The organism is Pseudoalteromonas sp. MIP2626, assembly GCF_013414205.1.
Classification (GTDB): Bacteria; Pseudomonadota; Gammaproteobacteria; order Enterobacterales; family Alteromonadaceae; genus Pseudoalteromonas; species Pseudoalteromonas nigrifaciens.
On the sequence record NZ_JAATTW010000051.1, the window covers coordinates 1 to 23,443 of the forward strand.

A 23,443-nucleotide genomic window follows, 5' to 3' on the forward strand; every position below is an offset into this window, starting at 1 on the left:
GAGTGGTAGTTCAGTTGGTTAGAATACCGGCCTGTCACGCCGGGGGTCGCGGGTTCGAGTCCCGTCCACTCCGCCAACGCTTACACAACATATGGTTGTAAAACATATTCTTATTCTGGAGTGGTAGTTCAGTTGGTTAGAATACCGGCCTGTCACGCCGGGGGTCGCGGGTTCGAGTCCCGTCCACTCCGCCACTTGTTATTTCCTCAATAACAAGTTCGAATACAATCAAAATCATAAATTACATTTCGTTAGCACATAAAAAAGCCCACAAAAATGCAGGCATAAATTAATCAACTTACACTTATCCAACTTTTAAATACTGCTCTAAAAATTTCAAGTAAGCGTTTGATGCCGTGATTCCGATTTCATTTTTGCTAAAACTATGGCCTTCATCGTCAAACAATATATACTCTACTGGTACGCCATTGGCTTTAACTGCAGCTACAAGCTCATCACTTTCAACTTGTAACACGCGCGGATCGTTAGCCTCTTGAATAACCATGGTTAACCAAGTGCTGTTGTTGTCAACAGTTGTATCGCATTATAACCGGTGCGGCTTTGTCCTCCAGGTTCACAGTGCACCTAAATTAACGCAGGCACTTAGTTGATGCTACTCGCTTTTTTTTTGGTTTATATTAACCCCCGGTATTTCTAAAGCATCAAAGTGCTTAAAGCGTACTATGATACTTTGCTTATCAACTGAAAATCTCACACCCCGTAAATTACCTGCCAGTAGCTTAGACATGGCAATTTCTTTATTCGTTTGCGTATCTATCACGGTTACTTGAGTGCTGGGCTGTGCTCGCCAGAGGCTAGGTCATAACGCCACGCCAGCGAAAGCGCGCCTTTAGCGTCTGTAGAGTAGTATAAGTATTTGTTGCCGGCAGAGAGGGTTTCAGGGCTGCATTGAGCGGGTATGGTTTTTAAATTAACTGTGGCTTTAGTGTTTTAGTATAAGTATCTAAAATAATGATATAGCTGTTTTTGTTACTATTATTTTCAAACGCAATGAGTGGCTGGTTTTATGTACAATAAAAGTGTATCAAAATCTTACACACAAAAAAGCCAGCACATAATGTGCTGGCTTTTATAACTTAAAAGTAGATGCTGGGCTTATTTAGCGGCATCAGCCTTTTTAGGTTTATTATTACGAGCTGCTTTACCTGCAAGTAAATCGGCAGGGTCAAAGTCATCAACGTTTATAACGTCTAAACGAGCTTGTTCTACAGCGGCTAACTTGTCAGCTTCTGCTTGGCTTAAAATACCAGCCTCAAGGCCCATTTGCGCTACTTTATCAAGCTGAAAGAATGGCAGTTTAAGGCCTTTTTCTTTACATACACGGTCAAATAATGGCTCAACTTCAAGTACGCCTTTAAGCGTTTGCTCTTGACGGCCTACAAGATTAAGTGGCTCATTTGTTAAATATACATAGCTTGCCAAACGATTACGCGTTTCGCTAGGTACTTGTAGTATTTGCGCTAATTTGTGTTCAAGTTGGTCGGTAGGTTTACGAACCGGACGGCCAAACGGGAATAACAATACTTTTAATACGCCACGCAGTGGAGCAGAAGGCATGTTATTAATTAAATCAGCAAGTGCACGTTGACAATGATACAGATGATCCTGACAGCTCCACTGTACTAGCGGGAAGTCTTCTTTTTTACGGCCTTCGTCGTTATAACGTTTAAGCGTTGCAGACACCAAGTATAGGTAGCTTAGTAAGTCGCCTAGGCGGGCAGAAATACGCTCTTTACGTTTTAGTGAGCCACCAAATACTGCCATGCTAATGTCAGACATAAGTGCAAGTGATGCACTAAAGCGCGACGCTATACGGTAAAACTCAGCGGTTTCGTCTTTGTACGGCACACTTGTAAAACGAGCACCCGTTAACGCGAGCCATTTAGTGCGTACAAGGTTAGACATGGTAAAGCCAATGTGACCCATTAATGCTTTATCAAATACGTTTAGCGCTTCTTCACGGTCTTCAATTTCGCACGCACCTAGTTCGGTAAGTACAAACGGATGACAGCGAATTGCACCTTGACCATAAATAATCATATTACGGGTCAAAATGTTGGCACCTTCAACGGTAATCGCAATAGGTGCACCTTGATAACCACGACCTAAATAGTTATTTGGCCCAAGCATGATCCCCTTACCGCCAAGTACGTCCATGGCGTGTAGGGTAGAGTCACGCATTTGTTCAGTAAGGTGGTATTTAATAATAGCCGAAACAACTGAAGGTTTTTCGCCTAAATCTACCGCACCGGTAGACATGCTTACTGCAGCATCAGAGCTATATGCATAACCGGCAAGTTTTGCTAACGACTCTTCAACGCCTTCCATCTTACCAATAGGTAAGCGGAACTGGCGACGAATACGGCTGTAAGCACCCGTTGCAACAGCAATCATTTTAATGCCACCGGCTGAGTTTGACGGCAATGTAATTGCACGGCCAACTGATAAACACTCAACCAGCATACGCCAGCCTTGGCCTGCCATATCTGGCCCACCAATAATGTAATCAAGCGGTACGAATATATCTTTACCCTGCGTAGGACCATTTTGAAACGGCACATTAAGCGGGAAGTGGCGACGACCAATTTCAACCCCTGGAGTATCGGTAGGAATAAGTGCACAAGTAATGCCTGGCTCTTTATTATCACCAATTAAACCATCAGGATCTTGTAATTTAAATGCCAGCCCTAGTACCGTAGCAACAGGTGCAAGCGTAATATAACGCTTGTTCCATGTAAGGCTAACACCTATAACTTCTTCACCTTTCCATTGCCCTTTACACACTACACCGTAGTCTGGAATTGAGCTTGCATCAGAACCTGCTTCTGGCGAGGTTAATGCAAAACATGGAATTTCTTGGCCACTGGCAAGACGCGGTAAGTAATGGTCTTTTTGCTCTTTTGTTCCATAGTGCTGGAGTAATTCACCAGGACCTAATGAGTTTGGTACGCCAACAATTGACGAAAGTAAGGTTGATTTACTGGTTAGCTTTTGTAGTACGCACGACTGTGCAAATGCTGAGAACTGTAAACCGCCATATTCTTTTTTGATGATCATGGCAAAAAATTTGTTATCTTTTAGGTATTGCCATACATCTTGAGGAAGATCGGTAAGTTCGTGTGTTGCTTCCCAGTCATCGAGCATGCTGCATACTACTTCAACAGGGCCATCGATAAAGGCTTGTTCTTCAATAGTTAGCTTAGGCACTGGGTATTGGTGTAACTTTTTCCAATCTGGGTTACCACAAAATAAATCAGCTTCCCACCATGTTGTACCTGCATCAATGGCTGACTTTTCAGTGTCAGACATGCTAGGCGTTACTTTTTTAAACATAGCAAAAAGAGGCTTAACAATATATTGCTGGCGAATACCAGTAACAGAAAGAGGCACCGCTATAATTAAAAATATTATCCAACTAATTAAACCAAAAGCACCCGCAAAGGTACCGATTAATAATGTTGCAATAGAAACACCAAGTGCGGTGTTCCAACTTGCTCTGTGGTAAACCGCTGCGCTGAGCAGTGCGATTAAACCGAGTGTAAATATGAGTGTCATTGCTAATTCCTTATTAGAGGTCAGACCACCTTAGTTAGAGTAGCGCTAGTAACGCTAAGTTTCAAGTACCTTACGTAGTTAAATTTTGATCGAAATAACCGTACAAAAGCAGCTCATTTAATAGAGCCAACGTTAATAAAGTAAGTTACAGCTTTAGTCTATGCATTCATAGCAACAAAAAAAATATAATCTGATAGTAAAATGTTATTTTTTAAGTAAATATAGACGCCTGTACACATAACTAAATAGTGTACGCTTAATATAAAAATATAACGTTATTTATTAATACGTGGTTTAAAGGTTAATTTATTTTATGTGTGAATTGCTTGGCATGTCGGCGAATGTGCCTACAGATATTTGTTTTAGTTTTTCGGGGCTGCTAGAGCGCGGCGGTAATACCGGGCCACATAGAGATGGTTGGGGTATTACATTTTACGAAGGCAAAGGCTGCAGAACCTTTAAAGATCCGCAGCCAAGCTACCAGTCAGAAATTGCTAAGTTAGTTAAAGCATACCCAATTAAAAGTGTGTCGGTTATTAGCCATATTCGCCAAGGTAACCGTGGCAAAGTGTGCCTTGAAAACACGCACCCGTTTACGCGTGAACTGTGGGGGCGCGAAATTACTTATGCGCATAACGGCCAGTTATCTAATTACCATGATTTAAAGCCAGATCATTACCGACCTGTTGGCGATACAGACAGCGAGTTGGCTTTTTGCTGGCTGCTGGATCAAATACGCACTAAGTACCCAAATAAGCCAGAGGATATGGCATCGGTATTTCGTTATGCAGCAACGCTTTCGCATACGCTGCGCGAAAAGGGCGTATTTAATATGCTGTTGACCGATGGCGTATTTGTTTTAGCTTACTGTACCAATAACTTACATTACATAACTCGCCGTGCGCCCTTTGGAAAAGCGACGCTTATTGATGCTGACATGGTGGTTGATTTTAACGAAGAAACCACGCCCAACGATGTTGTTAGTGTTATAGCAACAAAGCCGCTGACTAACGACGAGCGCTGGAAAAAAATGCAGCCGGGTGAGTTTGTATTATTTAAGATGGGTGAATTGATTTAAGCTTGTCATTTTTAGCATTTAGCATTTAGCGCTTAGTTGAGAGCGCAAACAACTGTTGTAGTAAAGTAGACGCAGGCTTTTATATTGAGCTGACCAAGTATATTATTTATTATCGGAATTATATTATGACTCCTAAAAAACGCCGTATTCTACAAGCTGTGTTGTATGAATTATTTGCCATTGCTTTTGTTGGCCCTATTATAAGTTTTATGTTTGATAAATCAGCCACTTCGGCGATAGGCCTCGCTTTTGTATTATCCAGCGTAGCACTTAGCTGGAACTATGTATTTAACGCGCTATTTGAGCGCTGGGAGTCTCAGCAAACAATAAAAGGTCGCTCATTCAATCGTCGCTTATTACACGGAATTGGCTTTGAAGGTGGCCTTGTTTTAATTTTAGTGCCTGTTATGGCGCTGTGGTTGAAAATTTCAGTGCTTAGTGCATTTATAGCGAACCTTGGATTTTTTGCATTCTTTTTTGTTTATGCAATTGTTTTTACATGGGCGTTCGATCGGGTTTTTGGCTTGCCAGCTTCTGCGCAGCAGCAAAGTGAGGCTTAATAAAGCTTAACTTTTAGATTTAATCGCGAAACAAAACGTATAAAAAAAGCGCGATTATCATCGCGCTTTATAAAAATTAATAGTAATAAAGCCATTTATAGCTAAAAATAATTGCTTACTCTGGGCTTGTTACTTCTTTAATATCAGCAGGTGGTGCAATGACAGGTGCTGTAACGGTAAATGAGTTTATTTGCACTTCAAATTGCTCCATTCCTTTTTCACCTTTCCACATACGCACTAGCATGTAATCCATTTCTGGTGCAAACCAAGCAAGTGCTTGGCGTTTGTCATTATCGTATAAGCGTTTTACTTTAATTGCTTCTACGTTGCCGATAGGTAATGAAATCATCTCTGTTGCAACAACTTCAAAGTTGTAGTCGCGGCGATTACCTTTTTTATCGATTAACGGGAATGAAAAACTGGTTTCGCCTTTTTTCAAACCTTCGCGTACTTGCACCTGATACGAAATAGCATCTTGAAAGTCATCAGTCCATTCGCATTCGAGCGGGTATTCGCTGCTGCTGCTATTAACGACTTTTTTTTGTGCATCAAAATCAATGTTGTAGTCTTTATCAGGACCAGTGCCGGTACGGATCATTGAATAATGATGTGGGCTCACTTTGCCATCTTTAAAGGTAAATTTAGAGGTTTCCTGGCGTGAGTCAGAAAAAATCATCCACTCAATATTGCTGTGATAGGTTAACTCGTAGTTATCGTCACTTATCTTTTTGAGTTCACGCACGGCTTCACCATGATTTTTACCTTTGCGTAAAATATCATACTTAGCTTCGTACTGTGTCAATTCGCCGGCAATAAGGCTAGTTGGAAGTAAAGTGCCCACACATAATAGCAGGGCACTTATTTTTTTATTGTGGGTACTGCGCGCCGTGTGCAGGAAGTTTTGTTTCGTCAAGAACTGCATAATCTGCTTCCATAGTTAGTCTGTGTTCACTGAACCATTTGACCACCAAAGGATAAATTATATGCTCTTGTTCGTGCACGCGTTTTGCTAATGTGTCTGCTGTATCATCCTTGAGTACAGGTACTTTTGCCTGAAGTATAACCGGACCTCCGTCTAGCTCTTCAGTTACAAAATGAACACTTACGCCATGAACATCATCATTTGCATCAATTGCTCTTTGGTGGGTATTCAGCCCCTGGTACTTAGGCAACAAAGATGGATGAATGTTCAACATTTTTCCAATATATTTTTGCACCAAGTTAGGAGTAAGAATACGCATAAACCCAGCTAATACAACTAGATTCGGTATAAAAGAGTCAATGATGCTCATTAACTGTGTATCGTAGGCCTCGCGCGAGTCAAAATCTTTATGACTCAGCACTTGTGTAGCAATGCCAGCTTGCTTAGCACGTTCAAGGCCATAAGCGTCTGCTTTGTTACTAATAACAGCCGCTATTTGCGCATTTATCTCGCCACTTTCACAGGCATCAATAATGGCTTGTAAATTAGAGCCACCGCCTGAGATTAAAACTACAAGACGAGTGGGTGCCATTACTTAGCACCACCTACAATTTCAACTTGCTCTTCGCCAGGCGCTGCGTCTTGAATTTCACCAAGGTGCCATGCGTTTTCGCCCAAGTCTTTTAGCATGCTTAAGCTTTGCTCTAGTTTGTCGGCTGGAACAACTAACACCATGCCTACACCACAGTTAAATGTGCGGTACATTTCGTGTGTAGTAATGTTACCGTTTTCTTGTAACCAGTTAAAAATACTAGGCCACTGCCAGCTATCGCCTTTTACTACTGCTTTTGCAGAGGCAGGTAATACGCGTGGGATATTTTCCCAAAAGCCGCCACCGGTAATGTGCGAAAGCGCGTGTACGTCAACGTGCTTGAATAACTCAAGCAGTGGTTTAACGTAAATGCGAGTAGGTTCAAGCAATGTTTCGCCTAATGTTTTGCCTTCAAAATCAGCGCTTGTATCTGCTTTAGATACTTCAAGCACTTTGCGAATAAGTGAGAAGCCATTTGAATGCGGACCACTTGAAGCAAGCGCGATAAGTTGATCGCCCGCGGCTACTTTAGTGCCATCAATAATTTTTGATTTTTCTACAACACCGGTACAAAAACCAGCCATATCGTAGTCTTCGCCGTCGTACATACCAGGCATTTCTGCGGTTTCGCCACCAATAAGGGCACAGCCAGAGATTTCACAGCCTTTACCAATACCGGTTACTACGTCGGCGGCCGTGTCTACGTCTAGCTTACCTGTTGCATAGTAATCTAGGAAAAACAACGGTTCAGCACCTTGAACAATTAAATCGTTTACACACATAGCGACCAAGTCGATACCTACAGTGTCGTGCTTTTTAAGATCGATAGCTAAACGTAACTTAGTACCCACACCATCAGTGCCGGCAACTAATACTGGTTGCTTATAACCTGCCGGAATTTCGCAAAGTGCGCCAAAACCACCAATACCGCCCATTACTTCAGGACGACGAGTTTTTTTAACCACACCTTTAATACGCTCAACAAGTGCATTACCAGCGTCGATATCTACGCCCGCGTCTTTATAGCTTAGAGACTGTTTTTGTTCGCTCACAGGTTTTCCTCAAAATAGTTGTTTTGGGTTGCTTAGAAACGCGCGTATTTTACAACAATTGCGTAACCGCGGCTAGCGTAAATATAGTATTGAAATAATTAACAGGACACTTGTCCGCTAATTGCTGGCTAAATAAACAAAAAAACGCCCTTAGGCGTTTTTTACTGTTTGCTTATGTTGCAGTTAACGCTATGCTTTAGCAGTTAAAATAGCACGTAGTGGTGCTGGGTAACCTTCAATGGTTTTACTGGTGTCGTTTGGATCTAAAAAGTCGACTAACGATTCGTTTTCCATCCAAGCAGTTTTGCGTTGCTCATCTAAGGTGGTAATCGCACAATCTTTCACTTGAACATCTTTAAAACCGACGCGCTCCATCCATAGCTTTAATGCTGCGGTGCTTGGAATAAACCACACGTTACGCATTTTAGCGTAGCGGTCGGTGGGTACAAGTACCGTATTTTCGTCGCCTTCAATGACTAAAGTTTCTAAGACTAACTCGCCACCGGGGCGCAGTTGTGCTTTTAATTGTGCTAAAAAGTCGATAGGCGAGCGACGATGATAAAGTACCCCCATCGAAAATACCGTATCAAATGCTTTTAACTCGGGTAGTGCTTCAACACCCAGTGGTAATAAGTGTACGTTTTCGTCGGGGTTAAAGTGTTTTATAGCTTGAAACTGACACAAAAATAAGTCAGAAGGGTCAATGCCTACTACAAACTGAGCGCCTTCACCGCGCATACGCCATAAATGATAGCCCGAGCCACAGCCAATATCTAACACTGTTCGGCCCTTGAGCGGTTCAATATGTGGAAGCAGGCGATCCCATTTCCAATCGCTGCGCCACTCTGTATCTATTTCAATACCGTGAACGCTAAATGGGCCTTTGCGCCATGGCATCATGCGCTTTAATAAATGCAGGGTTTGCTTTTGCTCACCATCGGTCATTTCACCCGCTGCGCCAATTTTTACCTGAGTAGTAATATCAACATGTTGAGTTTTAACTTCAGGTAAATTTTTAAGCACTTTTTGCCACTGTGGTAAGTCGCCATGACTTGCCTCTAACTGCCAATATTTTAATTGCGCAGGCAGGGTTTCTAGCCAGTGACTAAGTGGGCTTTGGGCAATAGCAGCGTAAAATTGGTTAAACCATTGAGACATAAATTACTTACTCTCTTTATTTAATTGCGATCATTGAGCAAAAATTAAAACATTGGTACCACGCCTGAGTTTGGCTAAAGCCAATGTCTTTTAAGCGGGTAAAGTGCGTGCTTAGCGTATCAGGGCGCATTACGTTTTCAATAGCGGTGCGCTTTTGACTTATTTCAAGCTCCGAATATCCATTGTGGCGTTTAAAGTCGTGATGTAGGTCAATTAGTAAATTATCACACAGCTCGTTTTCGGCTTTTATTTTTTCGCTCAGCAGCAATACACCGCCGGGTTTTAAGTTGGCGTATATTTTTTCAAGCACGGCTTGGCGCTGTGCATGCGGAATAAACTGCAGCGTAAAGTTCATTGCCACCACTGAAGCATTTTGAATTTCAAGCTCGTTAATGTCGCCTAAGGTAACGGAAACCGGTACTTCTGACTTAAAGCCCTGTAAATGTACCTTACAACGCTCAACCATAGCTTGTGAGTTATCGACTGCAATAATATGGCAGTTATCGGTGCGAATATTACGGCGCATACTTAATGTAACCGCACCTAGCGAGCAACCTAAATCGTAAAGGTTAGAGTTACTTTGCGCATACTCACCGGCAAGTTTACCCATAGTGCTCACTATAGTGGCGTAACCCGGCACCGAACGCTGGATCATATCAGGAAAAACTTCGACTACGTTTTGATCAAAACTAAAGTCTTTAACTTGTTGCTCAGAGGCATAAATACTGTCTTTAATGGTCACGAAGCCAGTCTCTTTGAAAATAATGGCGCTATTTTAACATTTTATGCTGGATAGTCAGTGATAAATTAAGTAGCTTGGCTAGAATAATGAAAAATAAGTATAAATGAGACTATTAAATGAGCAAAAGTAAAGTTATTAGCACCGATGATATATTGGCAACCCTTTGTCACTCGGTTACAGGGGTACTCACATCGGCCAGTGGCAATAGTGTTAGTTACTCCGCTATGGTGCAAAAAATTACCCGTACTTGTATGCGCCCAGATATTGGCTGTTTTGTGTTATTTGATGGTGGCTTTACCGGGCTGGTAATCACTAATTTCACATCGCAAGCGGCAATGGAAATTTATGGCGATTACATGCGTAACATGGGCATGCCTGAGGAAGAAATAGCACATAGTCATTTATCTGACGATGTATCAAACGTATTAGGCGAGCTAATGAACCAAATAGTTGGCGACTTTACCTCTAAAGTACGCGAGCAATTACATACCTCTATTACCCAAAATCAGCCAAAAATGATGGCAATTAATAAACAGGTACAAATATCGGTAGATACCACAATGGATCGCCCACAAGCGCGCCGCGTAACGTTTACCACCAGTAAACAAAATATATTTTATTTAGAGCTGGCAATGGATAAAACTGAATTTATTAAATTACACGACTTTGACATTGTCGAAGCAATAGATCCCGACGATATTATCGAAAACGAAGCAAAACAAAAAGCAGAAAAAGCCAAAGTTAAAGCTGCAAAAGAAGCAGATGATAGTGATGATGACGATTTTATGGCAGGGCTAGGGCTGTAAGAATACGTTAAAATAATTATGTGGTTAAGGTCATAAAAACCAGCCAAGCTCAGTGTTGGCCTTTATTAATAACTGTTGGGTTGCATGATTAAACCCAACAGTTATTTAAACACAATAGCGCTATTTAGCGAATAATCATCTGTTCGCGCTCAGGACCAACAGACACCATAGTTATTGGTACGCCCATTAACGCTTCAATGCGCTCAACGTATTGTTGCGCTGCAATTGGTAGGCTGTCGAAGGTACGACAACCGGTAATGTCTTCATCCCAAGGTTGCATATTTTCATATACAGGGCTTAATGCAGCCGTTTGTGGCCAAATTGGGTTTTCGCTATGATCGCCGTCATAGGCAACACAGATTTTTAAATCTTTCATACCCGATAAACAATCAATTTTGGTTAAGGCAATTTCGGTTGCAGCTTGTAGCTCAACACCGTTGCGCGTGGCAACTGCATCAAAGTAGCCCATGTCGCGTGGACGGCCAGTTACTGCGCCATATTCGTTAGCGCTTTCACGGAAATTGTCTTGCTCTTCCATTGCAGTAACTAAAGTCCCCGTACCTACAGATGAGCTAAACGACTTTGCTACCGCAACAACACGTTCAGGACGAAGCGCAGGTAAACCGCTGCCTATGCCTGCATAAGCGGCCGTTACGTTTGAAGAGGTAGTGTAAGGGTATTCGCCATAGACTAAATCGCGACCTGCACCTAACTGAGCTTCAAACAATAAATTAGCATTTTGTTTTTGTAGTGCTTTTAACGGCTCTGTCACATTACAAATAAATGCACGCCAAGGTGCGGTTACATCGAGTAACCACTGCGTCATTTCTTCAGCTGTTTGCGAAAAATCACAACTTGGATATAAGGCTTTTAGCTGTGGCATTTTCCAATCAAGCATAAATTGAATACGCTCTAGTAAAACGTCAGGCTGATTTAACCAACCCACTAAAATGCCTTTTTTCATTACTCGGTCGCCATACGCTGGCGAAATACCTTGACGAGTCGAGCCGTAAGCAGCGTCGCCTAAACGTAATTCTTCAAGGGTGTCTTCAAGAGCATGTAAAGGCAGACATAAAGTGGCACGATCAGAAATACACAGCTTTACATTAACGCCAGCGGCTTTAACTTCGGCTATTTCTTCGCTTAAGGCGCTAGGGCTAATTACCATGCCAGGACCAAGTACTGCTATACAATCAGGATTAAAAATACCGCTAGGTAATTGATGTAGTTTAAAGGTGCCAAAATCATTCACAACGGTATGACCGGCGTTATTACCACCTTGAAAGCGAATGCTTGCTGATGCGTTCTCAGCTAAAAAATCTACGATGCGGCCTTTGCCTTCATCACCCCAGTTTGCACCTACAACAACAATTGACGGCATAATTTAATCTCCAAATTGAACAAGCTGATATGATATGCGGGCTGTTAAAATAAGAGAAATTAATTATAATTATGATATCAATAAGGATTCCATATAATGCGGGCAATATTAAGGAAGTGAGATGTTAGATATTCATTGGTTAAAAACCTTTGTTACATTAGCAGAGCTAAAGCACTTTGGTAAAACGGCAAGTGCACTGCACATGACGCAACCTAATGTGAGCTTGCATATTAAGCAGTTAGAAAAAATGACGCGGGTAAAGTTAATCGAGCGTAACCCATTTTGTTTAACCCAAGCGGGTTTGCGTTTATTACAGTCTGGGCAAAAAACCTTATGGGAATTGAAGGTCTGTCAGTCTGATCTTAATGCAATAAATAACTTAAGCCAAGGCACGCTCACTATTGCAGCCAGTGATATTATTTCTCGCTTGTTACTCATAGAGCCTTTTCAGCTGTTTAAAACCCAGTTCCCGGGGATTGATTTTACCTTGCTTAATACCACTTCGTCACAGGCATCGGCGCTGGTTAAAAGTGCAGAAGCCGATTTAGGCTTTGTAATTGCTCAAAAAGAAAGTGAGCCACTGCATTTTAGTGAACTCCAGCAGATAAAGTGGTGTGCGCTGGGGAATAATTTAGCGTTATGGCAGCAAGCAAAAAACGATGAAAGTATGGTACTAACTGAGCCGCCAACATTAATTTTATTAGGCCACGATACCCGTACCCGTGAGCTATTAGATAATGCGCTACCGTCTTTAAATTTACCGAGTTATCGGGTTATGGAAGTGGGCAGTGTTGATGCACAAATTGATTGGGCAGAAGCTGGTTTTGGTGTGGCAATTGTACCTGAGTTTTCGCTGCGATCTAAAGCCAATTTAACCACCACAGTGACGGCTTTACCGCAATTTCCAACCACTAGTTTGGGTTATATAGTGCGACAAAATCAGGTGCTATCTAAGGCAATAAAACAATTATTACACTGGGTAAATGAAGAGATTTCGCGCACCCACTTAAAGCAACCCAAATAGTCATTACTTAACCGATTATTGTATTAATAAGCCGAGGGGTTTTATGCTATTTAAGTGTTGTTCAGGTAATTACGTTAAGATAATGCGCTTACGTTTTTAAGCGCTTTAGCATACACACTAATACGGACCCCAAATTAGATGGACTATTTTAAAAGTTTAATAACAAAATTTATAATTGCAATGCAACAGCGGCCGGGGTTATTAGCGGTAATAGCATTTTGCTCAGGTGTGGCAAGTTATGTATTAGTTGAGCGAAAAGAATCGTTTTCGCAATTTATCGCCATATTTTTGCTAGTGAGTTGGGTATGGTTAATTATTGATAACTGGTTGCGCGACAAAGTAGAGCAAAGATTTGGTGTTGCGGTATCGCCCAACTTTATGCGCTTTGCTTTACAAATGGTGCAACAAGAGAGCCTATTTTTTGCTTTACCATTTTTTTTAGCGGTGACGCAGTGGGATCATCCACAAGCTATTTTTACCGCGCTAATGATAATGTGTGCAGTTATATCGGTTATCGATCCCTTGTATTATAAAAAGTTAGCAAAAAATCGCATGCTATTTGCGGTGTTTCATAACTTTGCATTGTTTGTAGTTATATTGGTTACTTTACCTATTTTATTTAATGTAACCACTAGCCAAAGTTTAGCAATTGCTTTGGTTACTGCTGTTATTTTTACCCTTCCAAGTTTAGGTAATTTAATGCCCAATACCCGCTGGTGGCGATTTCCTTTATTGGTGGTAATTTTGTGTATGTTAAGTGCTGGCTTATGGCAACTGCGTAGCTGGGTGCCGCCAGCGGCTTTGCGTTTAACCGATATTACTTTATCGCACGAGGTTGATTTAGAGCAACGCCAACCTATTGGTAATATTAAGCAATTAGACTCTTATTCACTACATCATCAGGGGTTATATACGTGGACCGCTGTTAAAGCGCCCAGAGGATTAAATGAAAAAATATTGCATGTGTGGTTATACAATAATAAAGAAGTAGATCGGATCACATTAAATATAAGTGGTGGCCGAGAGCAAGGTTATAGAGCCTGGACCCATAAAGTAAATTTCCCAACTGATTCTGTCGGTAAATGGCAGGTGCACGTAGTAACAGAATCGGGGCAACTTATAGGTTTAACTAAATTTACAGTTTTGCCTTAGCTAATGTGCGTTAAATTAGCTCATTTTAAATAAGGATTGTTGCCTTGCTCTACAGCCACGCAAAAAATGCGTAAATCGAGTTCTAGCTGGTGGTAACTTGGCTCCATGTGACAACAAAGTTTATAAAAGCTTTTGTTATGGTCTTTTTCTTTAAAATGAGCGAGCTCGTGTACCACTAAGGCTTTTAGTAATGGCTCGGGAGCGCGCAGTAAATCGCTGTTGATGGCCAAGTCGTGCTTGCGAGTTTTACCTTGCATACGATAGGTGTGCGTGCCAAGTGCATTAGTGACCATGTCGCCTTGCTTTTTAAATGCGGCGCGACCAAACGGCGGGGCATTTTTTAAATACTGTTTTTTAAGCTCTGTGGCGTAGCTAAAAAGTGCTTTGTCGCTGGTAATATTATGTGCCTGCGGATACTTTTTAAGTAAGTAGTTACTTACTTTATCATTGCTGATTAGGTTTAATACTTGCTCAACAATGTTTGCAGGGTAGCCGGTAAAATAACGTGCGTATTCACTCATGTTGCTCTCTAAGTTCTTATCATTTTATTTGTTGTAAGTGGCTATTTAAAAAAGCGCTTGCTGGTGGGCTTCTGCCTCGCCGCTAAATGGATTCAATACCTTGTGGTTATAACCTAGATCTTGGCAAAACTGCCTTGCTAATAGCGGTGCTTCTCGGTTGTCTGCGGTATGAAAAAATACATAAGGCGTTTTTTCTTCATCAAGCCACTGTTTTACTTTACTAAGCCAAGGCTTATAAAAGGTTTTATATTCACTTTGTAAATTAGCAATAACAAAACGTGCCATGGGTTGCTCACTTGTAGCAATAGCATGCACGGGCAGATGCGGCTTTTTTTGTTGTGCATCAATCAGCGCTTCTGTATTGGCTTTAACTGCAAATAGGGCGCGGGTATCCATGGCTATACGGTTTATGTTGCTTGCCATTAATAACTGATTAAGCGCTATTTCGGCTTCACCCTTTTGAAAAAATGCCGGATGGCGAACTTCTACCCCAAAGTTTAGCTCTTTGGGTAATAGGCTAATAAATTGCGCTAACTTGGGTAAATCATTAGGGCCAAAGGCACTTGGCAGCTGCAGCATAATTTGCCCAGTTTTTTCTAAAATTGGTGCAAATAAGTTAAGCCAAGCAGTTAGCTCGTTGTGTACATTAGTCAGCTTTAGCTCATGGCTAAAGCGCCGATGAAACTTAAAGGTAAATTTAAAATCGTCGGGTACACTGTTTGCCCAGCGTAAAAGAGTACTTGGGGATGGATCGGCGTAAAAGCTGGTATTTCCCTCTACAGAGTTAAAATGTTGCGCGTATTGGCTTAGCATATCGGCATTTTTACATTGGCTCGAAAATAAATTGCCTTTCCACGCATTGCTCGACCACTGTGGGCACCCAATATATAGCATACAAACTAACGCCTAATCCTAAAGTGGCTATAGTGTATCAAATAATAAAATATGCTGCTTTAAATCCGATGCAAAAAACGACACCCGCCCTAGTATCTTCATATCACTTGCGTATAATACAGGGCTTAATTTGATTATTTTGAATTGCTAGCGGTGTTATTTTTATATTCGTATTTATAAAAAAGATTTACCCTACTTAAAACGAATGTTTTTTGACCGTTGCACGCCTTTTATCTGACAGGAAAACTATGCGCTCTATATACTGCGGACAGCTAAATAAAACTCACATAGATCAAGAAGTTGAACTATGTGGCTGGATCAACAAACGACGTGACCTTGGTGGACTTATCTTTGTCGATTTACGCGATAGAGAAGGTTTAGTACAAGTTGTATTCGATTCTGACATTGAAGAGTTAATGAGTTCAGCTAACACGCTTCGCCAAGAATTTTGTGTGCAGTTAAAAGGTATTGTACGTGCACGCCCAGATAGCCAAGTAAATAAAGACATGCCTACAGGCGAAATCGAAATTTTAGGTACTGAGCTTAATATTATTAACCGCTCAGAGCCATTACCACTTGATTTTAACCAAGTGAACTCTGAAGAGCGTCGTTTAAAATACCGCTACCTAGACCTACGTCGTTTAGAAATGAGCGACCGCATAAAATTACGCGCTAAAGCAAGCAGCTTTGTTCGTCGCTTTTTAGATGAAAACGGCTTTTTAGACATAGAAACACCAGTACTTACTAAAGCAACGCCAGAAGGCGCGCGCGATTATTTAGTGCCGAGTCGTGTTCACAAAGGTAGCTTTTACGCATTACCGCAGTCACCGCAGTTGTTTAAGCAATTGTTGATGATGTCGGGTTTTGACCGTTACTACCAAATTGTTAAATGTTTCCGTGATGAAGATTTACGTGCCGATCGCCAACCAGAATTTACCCAAATAGATATTGAAACCTCGTTCATGAGCTCTGATCAAGTACGTGGTATGACTGAAAAAATGATCCGTGAAATGTGGCAAACATTGCTAAACGTTGATTTAGGCGATTTCCCAATCATGCCTTACAGCGAAGCAATGAGCTTATACGGTTCAGACAAGCCTGATTTACGTAACCCAATGAAGCTTGTTGATATTGCCGATTTAGTTAAAGACGTAGAGTTTAATGTTTTCTCTGGCCCTGCAAACGACGAAAAAGGCCGTGTTGCGGTATTAACTGTACCGGGTGGCGCTAAGCTTTCGCGTAAACAACTTGACGATTACACTAAGTTTATTGGTATTTACGGCGCTAAAGGTATGGCGTGGATGAAAGTAAACGACCACACTGCGGGCGCAGAAGGCGTGCAGTCGCCAGTGGCTAAATTTTTAACTGCAGATGTAATTACGCAATTACTTGAGCGTACTAATGCACAGTCGGGCGATATTATTTTATTTGGTGCCGATAAGCGCAACACAGTAAATGAAGCAATGGGCGCACTGCGCGTTAAAATTGGTATTGATTTAGAAATCACTAATCTTGATAGCTGGGCACCACTTTGGGTTGTAGACTTCCCAATGTTTGAAGAAGATGACGAAGGCACGCTACACGCTGTGCATCATCCATTTACTGCGCCAAAAGACATGAGCGCAAGTGAGCTTGAAGCAAACCCTGCGGCTGCTATTTCAGATGCGTACGATATGGTATTAAACGGCTACGAAGTAGGTGGTGGTTCGGTACGTATTCATAATGCTGATATGCAAGAAGCTGCGTTTAGAATTTTAGGTATTAATGAGCAAGAGCAACAAGACAAGTTTGGCTTTTTACTTGACGCACTTAAATATGGTACGCCACCACATGCTGGTTTAGCCTTTGGTCTTGACCGTTTAGCTATGTTGCTTTGTGGTACTGATAACATTCGTGACGTTATTGCGTTCCCTAAAACAACACAAGCGTCGTGTTTATTAACCAACGCGCCAAGCAAACCTAACCTTGATTCGTTAGCTGAACTTGCAATTAGCGTAGTAGAAAAAGCTGAAAAATCAGCAGAGTAAATAACTCATTAGTATTTAATTAATTCAAAACCCTTAGGCGTAAGCTTAGGGGTTTTTTGTTTAAGCAAGGAAAGCGTGGAGGTATGTATGCCAACTAGTTATCAATTTTTAGAAAACGATTATTACCAGCAACAGTTTTCAAAATGTAATGCACAATCAGAGTACTTCAACGGTATTGAGTTTGAGCAGTGTCAGTTTATTGAATGTGATTTTAGTCAAAGCCAGTTTAGTAATTGTCGCTTTATTGAGTGCGAATTTATTAATTGTAATTTGAGTGATTTAAATTGGGGTTATAGTGCGTTAGAAGAGGTTAGCTTTTGTGATTGTAAACTCAACAGTATTCAGTGGGCACAGATAAATTGGCCGCAATTGGCATTTACTTCATCAGTGAGTTTTAAGCATTGTCAGCTTAGTCATAGCTCATTTTATGAGTTGGATCTAAAAGTATTGATTATGACCGATTGCTTTGCCAAAGATGTTGATTTTAGACACGCTAATTTAGCTGGCAGTAACTTTAGTAATACCGACTTTAGAGATAGCCTGTTTCAGCAAACAAATCTTAGTAAAGTAAATTTCGTGGGCGCGACACATTTTAATATTGATGTAAAAAATAATAATGTGAACAAGGCTAAATTTGAGCGTTTTGAAGCGTTGAATTTACTCAGTGGGTTAGATGTGGAGCTGGTGGATTAGCCGTAATTGCACGGCTAATTAAGCTTTTTTTAACAGCTAGGGCCGTTTTTATTACGTGCGCTTGCAAGCACTCTGGCTATTTCAAGTAACGCTGGCGAAATATCGGTTGCGCCATCTTTAATCAGCTTAGTTACATCACCTGACGAATATAAGCTATCGCGAGACGATTTAATGCCTAAACCACGTACATAGTCTTTGGTTTTACCTGTGCTGCCGGTTTCAATAAACTTAAAAATAATGCGTTCGTTATCACTTTTAGGTTCTGCTTTTAATACTTCAATTTCGTCTTTATAGGCTTCGATTCGGCTTTGTAAAATTTCGATTCGTTCTGCAATGGTGTTATATGATTTCATGGATGAGTTCTTTTGCTAAAAATATTGGAACAATGACGGTTATTATCGCACACATTTAAAATAATTAATTATTTAGCTTAACAAGATGAAAAAATAGCGCAGCTTTAACTGCGCTATTTTACATACTGAATTAAAATTATTATAAGTTACTCTACCAATTCACTTACCACTAGTGGGTTATTGTGTAGGGTTTTATGCACTGGGCATTTATTGGCAATTTGGAGAAGGCGCGCGCGTTGCTCGGGGGTTAAGTCGCCCGTTAAGGTGATTTTACGCGTAATAGCTTCAACACCTTGGGTTTGCTCTGCGTTATCGTCTTGTGTTTTATAATCGCGAGTGTGCTCAAGCTCAACTTTGACATGCTCCAAGGGTAATTTTTTATGGCTCGCATACATGCGTAGTGTCATAGAGGTACACGCGCCAAGCCCGGCGAGTAAATGCTCATACGGATCTGGGCCTAAGTTATGGCCACCTGCTTTTAGTGGCTCATCGGCAAGCCAAGTATGCTCTTTGGTGCTTACGTGTTGAGTAAATACATGGTCTTTTTCTTCTACTAATACGCTGCCATTATTTAATTTAGCCGTATATTTAGTTTTATCGTAATTTACATAACGATTGGCCCAGGTGGCAATAATATCTGCTGCGTAGTCGGCATCGTTTTTATTAGTAAGTAAGTGATCGGCGTTATCTAGGCTAATAAAGCTTTTAGGATGCTTAGCTGATGCGTAAATTTTTTCGGCTTCGCTAATATTTACAGTCGCGTCAATAGGGGAGTGCATTACTAATAATGCGCGCTTAAGTTTACTTATGTGGCTTTTATCGTACTTGGCTATATCGTCTATAAATTGTTTTTTAATAGTGAACTCGCGGCCCGCTAAATTTACTTTAGCTTCGCCAGCTGCGTTAATTTCATCTAGGTGGGCTTTAAAATTGTGTGCTACGTGCTGTGCATCTGATGGCGCACCTATGGTAGTAATTGCCGATACTTCTGGTATGTGCTCAGCAGCGGCCAGTACTGCAGCTCCACCTAAGCTGTGGCCTATAAGTAATTGCGGTGCACCAAAATGTTCACGCAGGTGATTAGCGGCTGCTACTAAGTCTTGAATATTAGATGAAAAATTACTATTGGCAAAGTCGCCATCGCTATTACCTAAGCCGGTAAAGTCAAAGCGTAATACTGCAATCCCTTGTTGTGTGAGTGCACGGCTGATACGGGTTGCCGCTGCTATATCTTTGCCACAGGTAAAACAGTGTGCGAATAGGGCGTAAAATTTAATTTCACCAGAGGGCAGTTCAAGTTGTCCTGCCAGTTTTAAATCACCACTTTTAAAAGATACTTTTTGTCGCATGAGAAGCCTTAATACTTAAATTAAAGTACAAAATAATAAACATTATTAGCATAAGTAAGAGATAGGTGCGAAGTGATGTTATTTCAATGTTTATTTATAATTTGATTAAGATCAACTCAATTGCTCACCCAGTCAAGGTGCGGACATATGTCCTTATGATTTTAGGGCTGTTTGTCTATCCTCACGGTGGTAATAATACAGGCTTTGCTGCTTAAATAGAGTAATCTACCTCTATAATGTAAATGACCTCTCACAACCTATTCACTGGAATGTACAATGCAATTACCTACTGTTGATTATAAAGCGGACAATGCGGCTGCTCAATTTGTTGAATCATTAAGAAATACCGGCTTTGGGGTATTAAAAAACCATCCAATTCCGCAATCTTTAGTTGAGTCTATTTATAAAAATTGGCAAGACTTTTTTAACTCAGATCAAAAGCAGGACTTTTTATTTTCTAAAGACACCCAAGATGGCTATTTTCCGCCTTCGGTATCTGAAGTGGCAAAAGGCTGTAAAGTTAAAGATATTAAAGAGTACTTCCATGTTTATCCTAAAGGCCGTGTACCTGCCCAGTTAGAAGCAGACATACGTGAGTACTATCGTTTAGCGAATGAGTTTGCAGCAACGCTTTTAAGTTGGGTACAAGCAGAAGCACCAGCAGATGTGCGTGCTAAATTTTCGATTGACTTAAAAGACATGATTGCTAACTCTGAGCAAACATTACTGCGTATTTTACATTACCCACCAATGACCGGCGATGAAGAGCCAGGTGCTATTCGTGCAGCTGCGCATGGCGATATTAACTTGCTAACAGTACTACCAGCTTCTAATGAACCGGGTTTACAAGTTAAAAACACCGAAGGTGGTTGGTTAGATGTTCCTTCTGATTTTGGTTGCTTGATCATTAATATTGGTGACATGCTACAAGAAGCATCGGGTGGTTATTTCCCTTCGACAATTCATCGGGTAATTAACCCAACAGGTAAAGCGTCTAGTAAGTCGCGTATTTCATTACCGCTATTTTTACACCCTCGCCCAGATGTGGTGTTATCAGAGCGCTATACCGCTGATAGTTACTTGCAAGAGCGTTTACGTGAGCTTGGGGTTAAGTAACTAGTAAATACCGTGATATAAAAAAACGGCTTTTTAGCCGTTTTTTGCGTTTTATAACTGCGGGTAGCGCTGCTGCATAATATTGAGAGACCTTGTAATTATCTGCGCGAGTATCGTTAAATCCACTTTAGCTAGGCTTGTAATATATAAACAGCTTTTTCCTAAACTGTGCTTTCCTAACTGGTTAAGTAGGGTTTTAATCGTCTCATCTTCAAAGCCGGGCATTATATAAATACACAGCTTGGTTTTACGCGGCGAAAAGCCAGTGAGTGGCCATTTTTCACTGCTGCCAGAGTTATGTTTATAGGTATAGTGGCCAAAGCCAATAATATCCTTACCCCATACAACGGCTTGCTCATTAGTGGCTTTTGTAAATAGGGCGAGTAATGTTTTCGCCTCCTCTTCCCGCTTAGCCTCTACATTATGTAAACACTCAACTAAAGTTATTTGGTTTGCTTGGGTCTTTAAGCTCATAAGTAACTCTTTAATTTATTTTTAGCGGTAGTTAATAGTAGCAAAAAATGAGCACTAAAAGTTGGATGTGAATATTTTTATGCAATATTGCAGGTTATAGGTATAATGCGCGCAACTGGCTAGTTTAGCCTTATTTAAAAGAGAGTTTATATGAGTTTTGAAGGTTTAGGTTTATCACAGTCTTTAGTTAATGCGGTTTTAGAGAAGGGCTATGAAACGCCAACGCCAATTCAGGCTCAAGCAATTCCGGCGATTATTGATCGTCGTGATGTGATGGCAGCAGCGCAAACAGGAACAGGTAAAACAGCGGGTTTTACACTGCCACTTATTGAGCGTTTGTCTAGCGGTCCTAAAGCTAAAAGTAACCATGTACGTGCACTTATTTTAACGCCAACCCGTGAGCTTGCTTTGCAAGTTAGCGAAAATGTTGAAGAGTACGCAAAGCATTCAAATGTAAGCTCGTTTGTAGTTTACGGTGGCGTTAAAATTAACCCACAAATGCAACGTTTACGCAAAGGGGTTGATATTTTAGTGGCAACTCCGGGCCGTCTAATCGATTTACATAATCAAAATGCGGTTAAATTTGATAGTGTTGAAGTATTAGTTCTTGATGAAGCTGACCGCATGCTCGACATGGGCTTTATTCATGATATTAAACGCCTGATTGCAAAAATGCCTGCAAAACGTCAAAACTTAATGTTTTCGGCAACCTTTTCTGACGAAATTCGTGCGCTAGCAAAAGGATTGATAAACGATCCGGTTGAAATTTCTGTTGCTGCAAAAAACACCACAGCTAAAAGCGTTACTCAGTGTGTTTACGCGGTAGATAAACCACGTAAAACAGCGTTATTAAGCCACCTAATTCGTACTAACGATTGGCAGCAAGTATTAGTATTTAGTCGTACTAAGCACGGTGCAAACCGCTTGGTTAAACAACTAGAGCGCGATGATATTGTTGGCGCGGCTATTCATGGTAATAAATCGCAAGGGGCACGTGTTAAAGCCCTTGATGGTTTTAAAAGCGGTGAAGTACGTGTGTTAGTTGCAACCGATATTGTTGCCCGTGGTTTAGATATTGTGGAGCTTCCACACGTTGTTAACTACGACTTACCAAACGTATACGAAGATTACGTGCATCGTATTGGCCGTACTGGCCGCGCCGGTGCATCGGGCCATGCAATTTCGTTTGTAACCACGGAAGATGCAGTGGATTTATACGGCATTGAACGCTTTATTGGTGAGCTAATTCCTCGCGCTACCGAAGAAGGTTTTGAGCCGGTTAACCCAGTACCAGAGCGTGACTTAGATGCGCGTCCAATCGCTCCTAAAAAAGCTAAAAAGACCAATCAGCCATTTAATAAGCCTAAATCTGACAGCAGCAAGCCAAATAATAAAAAGCCTAATAATGGCGGAAATGGTACGGGTGCACGCAGAGGCGGTTCTAAAAAGCCTGTAGCTAAAACAGATGATAAAGCGCAAAGCCCATGGGCAAAACGCGAATCTGTTGGTGGTAATACTCAGCGCCGTCGTCGCCCAAGTAACAACGACTAATTGTACTTTTAAACGCTGATACAAAAACGCGCTTACTTGTTTTACAAGTGGCGCGTTTTTTAATGGGTATTTTTTAGTGTGTATGCATTGCTTTTATTACAGACTAGCTGATTAAGTAATTAATACCTAACCCTACAAACAAGGTAACACTTACGCTAAGTAGTGTGCCTAGCATTACATATTCGGTGAGCTTTTTATCTTTACTGGCACTTAAATCACCAAACCTAAATACCGATTTAGCGGCAAGTAAAAAGCCCACTCCAGCAAATTGATCTAATAAGATAAAGCTTAGCATAAGCACTCTTTCAAGCATGCCAATACTTTGCCCAGCAAGGGGCAAACTGCCACGGCAAGATCATTATAAATTGAACTTATAGAGCAAGTAGTGATCAGATCAAGGCATAATAATTACTTGGTCGCAT

General features: G+C 41.1%; 23 protein-coding genes, 1 tRNA gene and 1 pseudogene. 10 read left to right on the forward strand and 15 right to left on the reverse strand.

What is annotated here, in order from left to right; translation table 11 throughout:
• Nucleotides 1–117: 117 nt before the first annotated feature.
• Nucleotides 118–194, forward strand: a tRNA-Asp gene (locus HC000_RS15420).
• Nucleotides 195–304: 110 nt separating this feature from the next.
• Here the strand turns inward: HC000_RS15420 and HC000_RS18445 are convergent.
• From HC000_RS18445 to fadE, 3 genes are all read right to left on the reverse strand, one after another.
• Entirely contained in the window at nucleotides 305–505 is a 201-nt protein-coding gene (locus HC000_RS18445) for a prolyl oligopeptidase family serine peptidase (protein WP_218911035.1), read from the reverse strand.
• 108 nt (nucleotides 506–613) lie between these two features.
• Nucleotides 614–748: a hypothetical protein gene (locus tag HC000_RS18600; RefSeq protein WP_257025569.1), complete on the reverse strand. Its 135-nt coding sequence runs from the start codon at nucleotides 746–748 to the stop codon at nucleotides 614–616.
• A gap of 368 nt (nucleotides 749–1,116) precedes the next feature.
• Nucleotides 1,117–3,576 (reverse strand): acyl-CoA dehydrogenase FadE, encoded by a 2,460-nt coding sequence (gene fadE, locus HC000_RS15430; protein ID WP_179808084.1) that lies wholly within the window; start codon nucleotides 3,574–3,576, stop codon nucleotides 1,117–1,119.
• Nucleotides 3,577–3,889: 313 nt separating this feature from the next.
• On the opposite strand from fadE, the gene HC000_RS15435 reads away from it, so the two are divergent.
• Together HC000_RS15435 and HC000_RS15440 are read left to right on the forward strand one after the other, a co-directional pair.
• Nucleotides 3,890–4,654: a class II glutamine amidotransferase gene (locus tag HC000_RS15435; protein WP_058373720.1), complete on the forward strand. Its 765-nt coding sequence runs from the start codon at nucleotides 3,890–3,892 to the stop codon at nucleotides 4,652–4,654.
• Nucleotides 4,655–4,779: 125 nt separating this feature from the next.
• Nucleotides 4,780–5,214 (forward strand): PACE efflux transporter, encoded by a 435-nt coding sequence (locus HC000_RS15440; protein ID WP_179808085.1) that lies wholly within the window; start codon nucleotides 4,780–4,782, stop codon nucleotides 5,212–5,214.
• Between the two features lie 115 nt (nucleotides 5,215–5,329).
• On the opposite strand, the gene HC000_RS15445 is transcribed toward HC000_RS15440, so the two are convergent.
• The 5 genes from HC000_RS15445 to cmoA form a co-directional block, all read right to left on the reverse strand.
• The gene (locus HC000_RS15445) at nucleotides 5,330–6,127 is read right to left on the reverse strand and encodes a DUF3108 domain-containing protein (protein ID WP_257025572.1); all 798 of its coding nucleotides are present in this window, start codon (nucleotides 6,125–6,127) and stop codon (nucleotides 5,330–5,332) included.
• Nucleotides 6,081–6,728 (reverse strand): phosphoribosylglycinamide formyltransferase, encoded by a 648-nt coding sequence (gene purN, locus HC000_RS15450; RefSeq protein WP_011328614.1) that lies wholly within the window; start codon nucleotides 6,726–6,728, stop codon nucleotides 6,081–6,083. Before purN ends, HC000_RS15445 begins: the two co-directional genes overlap by 47 nt.
• Nucleotides 6,728–7,780, reverse strand: coding sequence for a phosphoribosylformylglycinamidine cyclo-ligase (gene purM / locus HC000_RS15455; RefSeq protein WP_179808086.1), 1,053 nt, complete (start codon nucleotides 7,778–7,780; stop codon nucleotides 6,728–6,730). The genes purN and purM overlap by 1 nt, the downstream gene beginning before the upstream one ends.
• A 189-nt stretch (nucleotides 7,781–7,969) precedes the next feature.
• Nucleotides 7,970–8,938, reverse strand: a complete 969-nt coding sequence (gene cmoB / locus HC000_RS15460; protein ID WP_179808087.1) for a tRNA 5-methoxyuridine(34)/uridine 5-oxyacetic acid(34) synthase CmoB — start codon at nucleotides 8,936–8,938, stop codon at nucleotides 7,970–7,972.
• A 16-nt stretch (nucleotides 8,939–8,954) separates the two neighbouring features.
• Nucleotides 8,955–9,680: a carboxy-S-adenosyl-L-methionine synthase CmoA gene (cmoA, locus tag HC000_RS15465; RefSeq protein ID WP_179808088.1), complete on the reverse strand. Its 726-nt coding sequence runs from the start codon at nucleotides 9,678–9,680 to the stop codon at nucleotides 8,955–8,957.
• A gap of 116 nt (nucleotides 9,681–9,796) precedes the next feature.
• Between cmoA and HC000_RS15470 the strand changes: the two genes are divergently transcribed.
• The gene (locus HC000_RS15470) at nucleotides 9,797–10,486 is read left to right on the forward strand and encodes a DUF3334 family protein (RefSeq protein ID WP_179808089.1); all 690 of its coding nucleotides are present in this window, start codon (nucleotides 9,797–9,799) and stop codon (nucleotides 10,484–10,486) included.
• 124 nt (nucleotides 10,487–10,610) lie between these two features.
• Here the strand turns inward: HC000_RS15470 and HC000_RS15475 are convergent, their stop codons facing one another.
• Nucleotides 10,611–11,867, reverse strand: a complete 1,257-nt coding sequence (locus HC000_RS15475) for an adenylosuccinate synthase (RefSeq protein ID WP_011328609.1) — start codon at nucleotides 11,865–11,867, stop codon at nucleotides 10,611–10,613.
• Between the two features lie 121 nt (nucleotides 11,868–11,988).
• Here HC000_RS15475 and HC000_RS15480 point away from each other — a divergent pair, with 121 nt between their 5' ends.
• On the forward strand, nucleotides 11,989–12,891 hold the full coding sequence (locus tag HC000_RS15480) for a LysR family transcriptional regulator (protein WP_011328608.1): 903 nt from the start codon (nucleotides 11,989–11,991) through the stop codon (nucleotides 12,889–12,891).
• A gap of 138 nt (nucleotides 12,892–13,029) precedes the next feature.
• The gene (locus HC000_RS15485) at nucleotides 13,030–14,043 is read left to right on the forward strand and encodes a DUF5924 family protein (RefSeq protein ID WP_179808090.1); all 1,014 of its coding nucleotides are present in this window, start codon (nucleotides 13,030–13,032) and stop codon (nucleotides 14,041–14,043) included.
• 20 nt (nucleotides 14,044–14,063) lie between these two features.
• Here the strand turns inward: HC000_RS15485 and HC000_RS15490 are convergent, their stop codons facing one another.
• Together HC000_RS15490 and HC000_RS15495 are read right to left on the reverse strand one after the other, a co-directional pair.
• On the reverse strand, nucleotides 14,064–14,564 hold the full coding sequence (locus tag HC000_RS15490) for a YgjP-like metallopeptidase domain-containing protein (protein WP_011328606.1): 501 nt from the start codon (nucleotides 14,562–14,564) through the stop codon (nucleotides 14,064–14,066).
• Between the two features lie 45 nt (nucleotides 14,565–14,609).
• Nucleotides 14,610–15,458 carry a DUF72 domain-containing protein gene (locus tag HC000_RS15495; protein WP_179808091.1) on the reverse strand — a complete coding sequence of 283 codons (849 nt, stop codon included), beginning with the start codon at nucleotides 15,456–15,458 and terminating at the stop codon, nucleotides 14,610–14,612.
• Nucleotides 15,459–15,706: 248 nt separating this feature from the next.
• Between HC000_RS15495 and aspS the strand changes: the two genes are divergently transcribed.
• Entirely contained in the window at nucleotides 15,707–17,485 is a 1,779-nt protein-coding gene (gene aspS, locus HC000_RS15500; protein ID WP_179808092.1) for an aspartate--tRNA ligase, read from the forward strand.
• 87 nt (nucleotides 17,486–17,572) lie between these two features.
• Entirely contained in the window at nucleotides 17,573–18,178 is a 606-nt protein-coding gene (locus tag HC000_RS15505) for a pentapeptide repeat-containing protein (RefSeq protein ID WP_179808093.1), read from the forward strand.
• Nucleotides 18,179–18,207: 29 nt separating this feature from the next.
• Here the strand turns inward: HC000_RS15505 and HC000_RS15510 are convergent, their stop codons facing one another.
• Together HC000_RS15510 and HC000_RS15515 are read right to left on the reverse strand one after the other, a co-directional pair.
• Entirely contained in the window at nucleotides 18,208–18,531 is a 324-nt protein-coding gene (locus tag HC000_RS15510) for a hypothetical protein (RefSeq protein ID WP_011328600.1), read from the reverse strand.
• Between the two features lie 146 nt (nucleotides 18,532–18,677).
• The gene (locus HC000_RS15515; protein WP_179808094.1) at nucleotides 18,678–19,880 is read right to left on the reverse strand and encodes a bifunctional alpha/beta hydrolase/OsmC family protein; all 1,203 of its coding nucleotides are present in this window, start codon (nucleotides 19,878–19,880) and stop codon (nucleotides 18,678–18,680) included.
• 276 nt (nucleotides 19,881–20,156) lie between these two features.
• Between HC000_RS15515 and HC000_RS15520 the strand changes: the two genes are divergently transcribed.
• A complete protein-coding gene (locus HC000_RS15520) occupies nucleotides 20,157–20,996 on the forward strand; it encodes a 2OG-Fe(II) oxygenase family protein (protein WP_058373708.1) in 840 nt (279 codons plus the stop codon).
• 51 nt (nucleotides 20,997–21,047) lie between these two features.
• On the opposite strand, the gene HC000_RS15525 is transcribed toward HC000_RS15520, so the two are convergent.
• Complete coding sequence (locus HC000_RS15525) at nucleotides 21,048–21,470, reverse strand: DUF1801 domain-containing protein (protein WP_179808095.1); 423 nt, start codon at nucleotides 21,468–21,470, stop codon at nucleotides 21,048–21,050.
• 150 nt (nucleotides 21,471–21,620) lie between these two features.
• On the opposite strand from HC000_RS15525, the gene HC000_RS15530 reads away from it, so the two are divergent.
• The gene (locus HC000_RS15530; protein ID WP_179808096.1) at nucleotides 21,621–23,021 is read left to right on the forward strand and encodes a DEAD/DEAH box helicase; all 1,401 of its coding nucleotides are present in this window, start codon (nucleotides 21,621–21,623) and stop codon (nucleotides 23,019–23,021) included.
• Between the two features lie 103 nt (nucleotides 23,022–23,124).
• Here the strand turns inward: HC000_RS15530 and HC000_RS15535 are convergent.
• Nucleotides 23,125–23,367 (reverse strand): annotated as a pseudogene (locus HC000_RS15535) (DUF3307 domain-containing protein); the annotation flags it as partial.
• Nucleotides 23,368–23,443: the final 76 nt, after the last annotated feature.

Coding starts and splice junctions, on each gene's coding strand:
- HC000_RS18445 (WP_218911035.1), bottom strand. CDS start 505: ATGGTTATTCAAGAGGCTAACGATCCGCGCGTGTTACAAGTTGAAAGT.
- HC000_RS18600 (WP_257025569.1), bottom strand. CDS start 748: ATGTCTAAGCTACTGGCAGGTAATTTACGGGGTGTGAGATTTTCAGTT.
- fadE (WP_179808084.1), bottom strand. CDS start 3,576: ATGACACTCATATTTACACTCGGTTTAATCGCACTGCTCAGCGCAGCG.
- HC000_RS15435 (WP_058373720.1), top strand. CDS start 3,890: ATGTGTGAATTGCTTGGCATGTCGGCGAATGTGCCTACAGATATTTGT.
- HC000_RS15440 (WP_179808085.1), top strand. CDS start 4,780: ATGACTCCTAAAAAACGCCGTATTCTACAAGCTGTGTTGTATGAATTA.
- purN (WP_011328614.1), bottom strand. CDS start 6,728: ATGGCACCCACTCGTCTTGTAGTTTTAATCTCAGGCGGTGGCTCTAAT.
- cmoB (WP_179808087.1), bottom strand. CDS start 8,938: ATGTCTCAATGGTTTAACCAATTTTACGCTGCTATTGCCCAAAGCCCA.
- HC000_RS15470 (WP_179808089.1), top strand. CDS start 9,797: ATGAGCAAAAGTAAAGTTATTAGCACCGATGATATATTGGCAACCCTT.
- HC000_RS15475 (WP_011328609.1), bottom strand. CDS start 11,867: ATGCCGTCAATTGTTGTTGTAGGTGCAAACTGGGGTGATGAAGGCAAA.
- HC000_RS15480 (WP_011328608.1), top strand. CDS start 11,989: ATGTTAGATATTCATTGGTTAAAAACCTTTGTTACATTAGCAGAGCTA.
- HC000_RS15485 (WP_179808090.1), top strand. CDS start 13,030: ATGGACTATTTTAAAAGTTTAATAACAAAATTTATAATTGCAATGCAA.
- HC000_RS15490 (WP_011328606.1), bottom strand. CDS start 14,564: ATGAGTGAATACGCACGTTATTTTACCGGCTACCCTGCAAACATTGTT.
- HC000_RS15495 (WP_179808091.1), bottom strand. CDS start 15,458: ATGCTATATATTGGGTGCCCACAGTGGTCGAGCAATGCGTGGAAAGGC.
- aspS (WP_179808092.1), top strand. CDS start 15,707: ATGCGCTCTATATACTGCGGACAGCTAAATAAAACTCACATAGATCAA.
- HC000_RS15505 (WP_179808093.1), top strand. CDS start 17,573: ATGCCAACTAGTTATCAATTTTTAGAAAACGATTATTACCAGCAACAG.
- HC000_RS15510 (WP_011328600.1), bottom strand. CDS start 18,531: ATGAAATCATATAACACCATTGCAGAACGAATCGAAATTTTACAAAGC.
- HC000_RS15515 (WP_179808094.1), bottom strand. CDS start 19,880: ATGCGACAAAAAGTATCTTTTAAAAGTGGTGATTTAAAACTGGCAGGA.
- HC000_RS15520 (WP_058373708.1), top strand. CDS start 20,157: ATGCAATTACCTACTGTTGATTATAAAGCGGACAATGCGGCTGCTCAA.
- HC000_RS15525 (WP_179808095.1), bottom strand. CDS start 21,470: ATGAGCTTAAAGACCCAAGCAAACCAAATAACTTTAGTTGAGTGTTTA.
- HC000_RS15530 (WP_179808096.1), top strand. CDS start 21,621: ATGAGTTTTGAAGGTTTAGGTTTATCACAGTCTTTAGTTAATGCGGTT.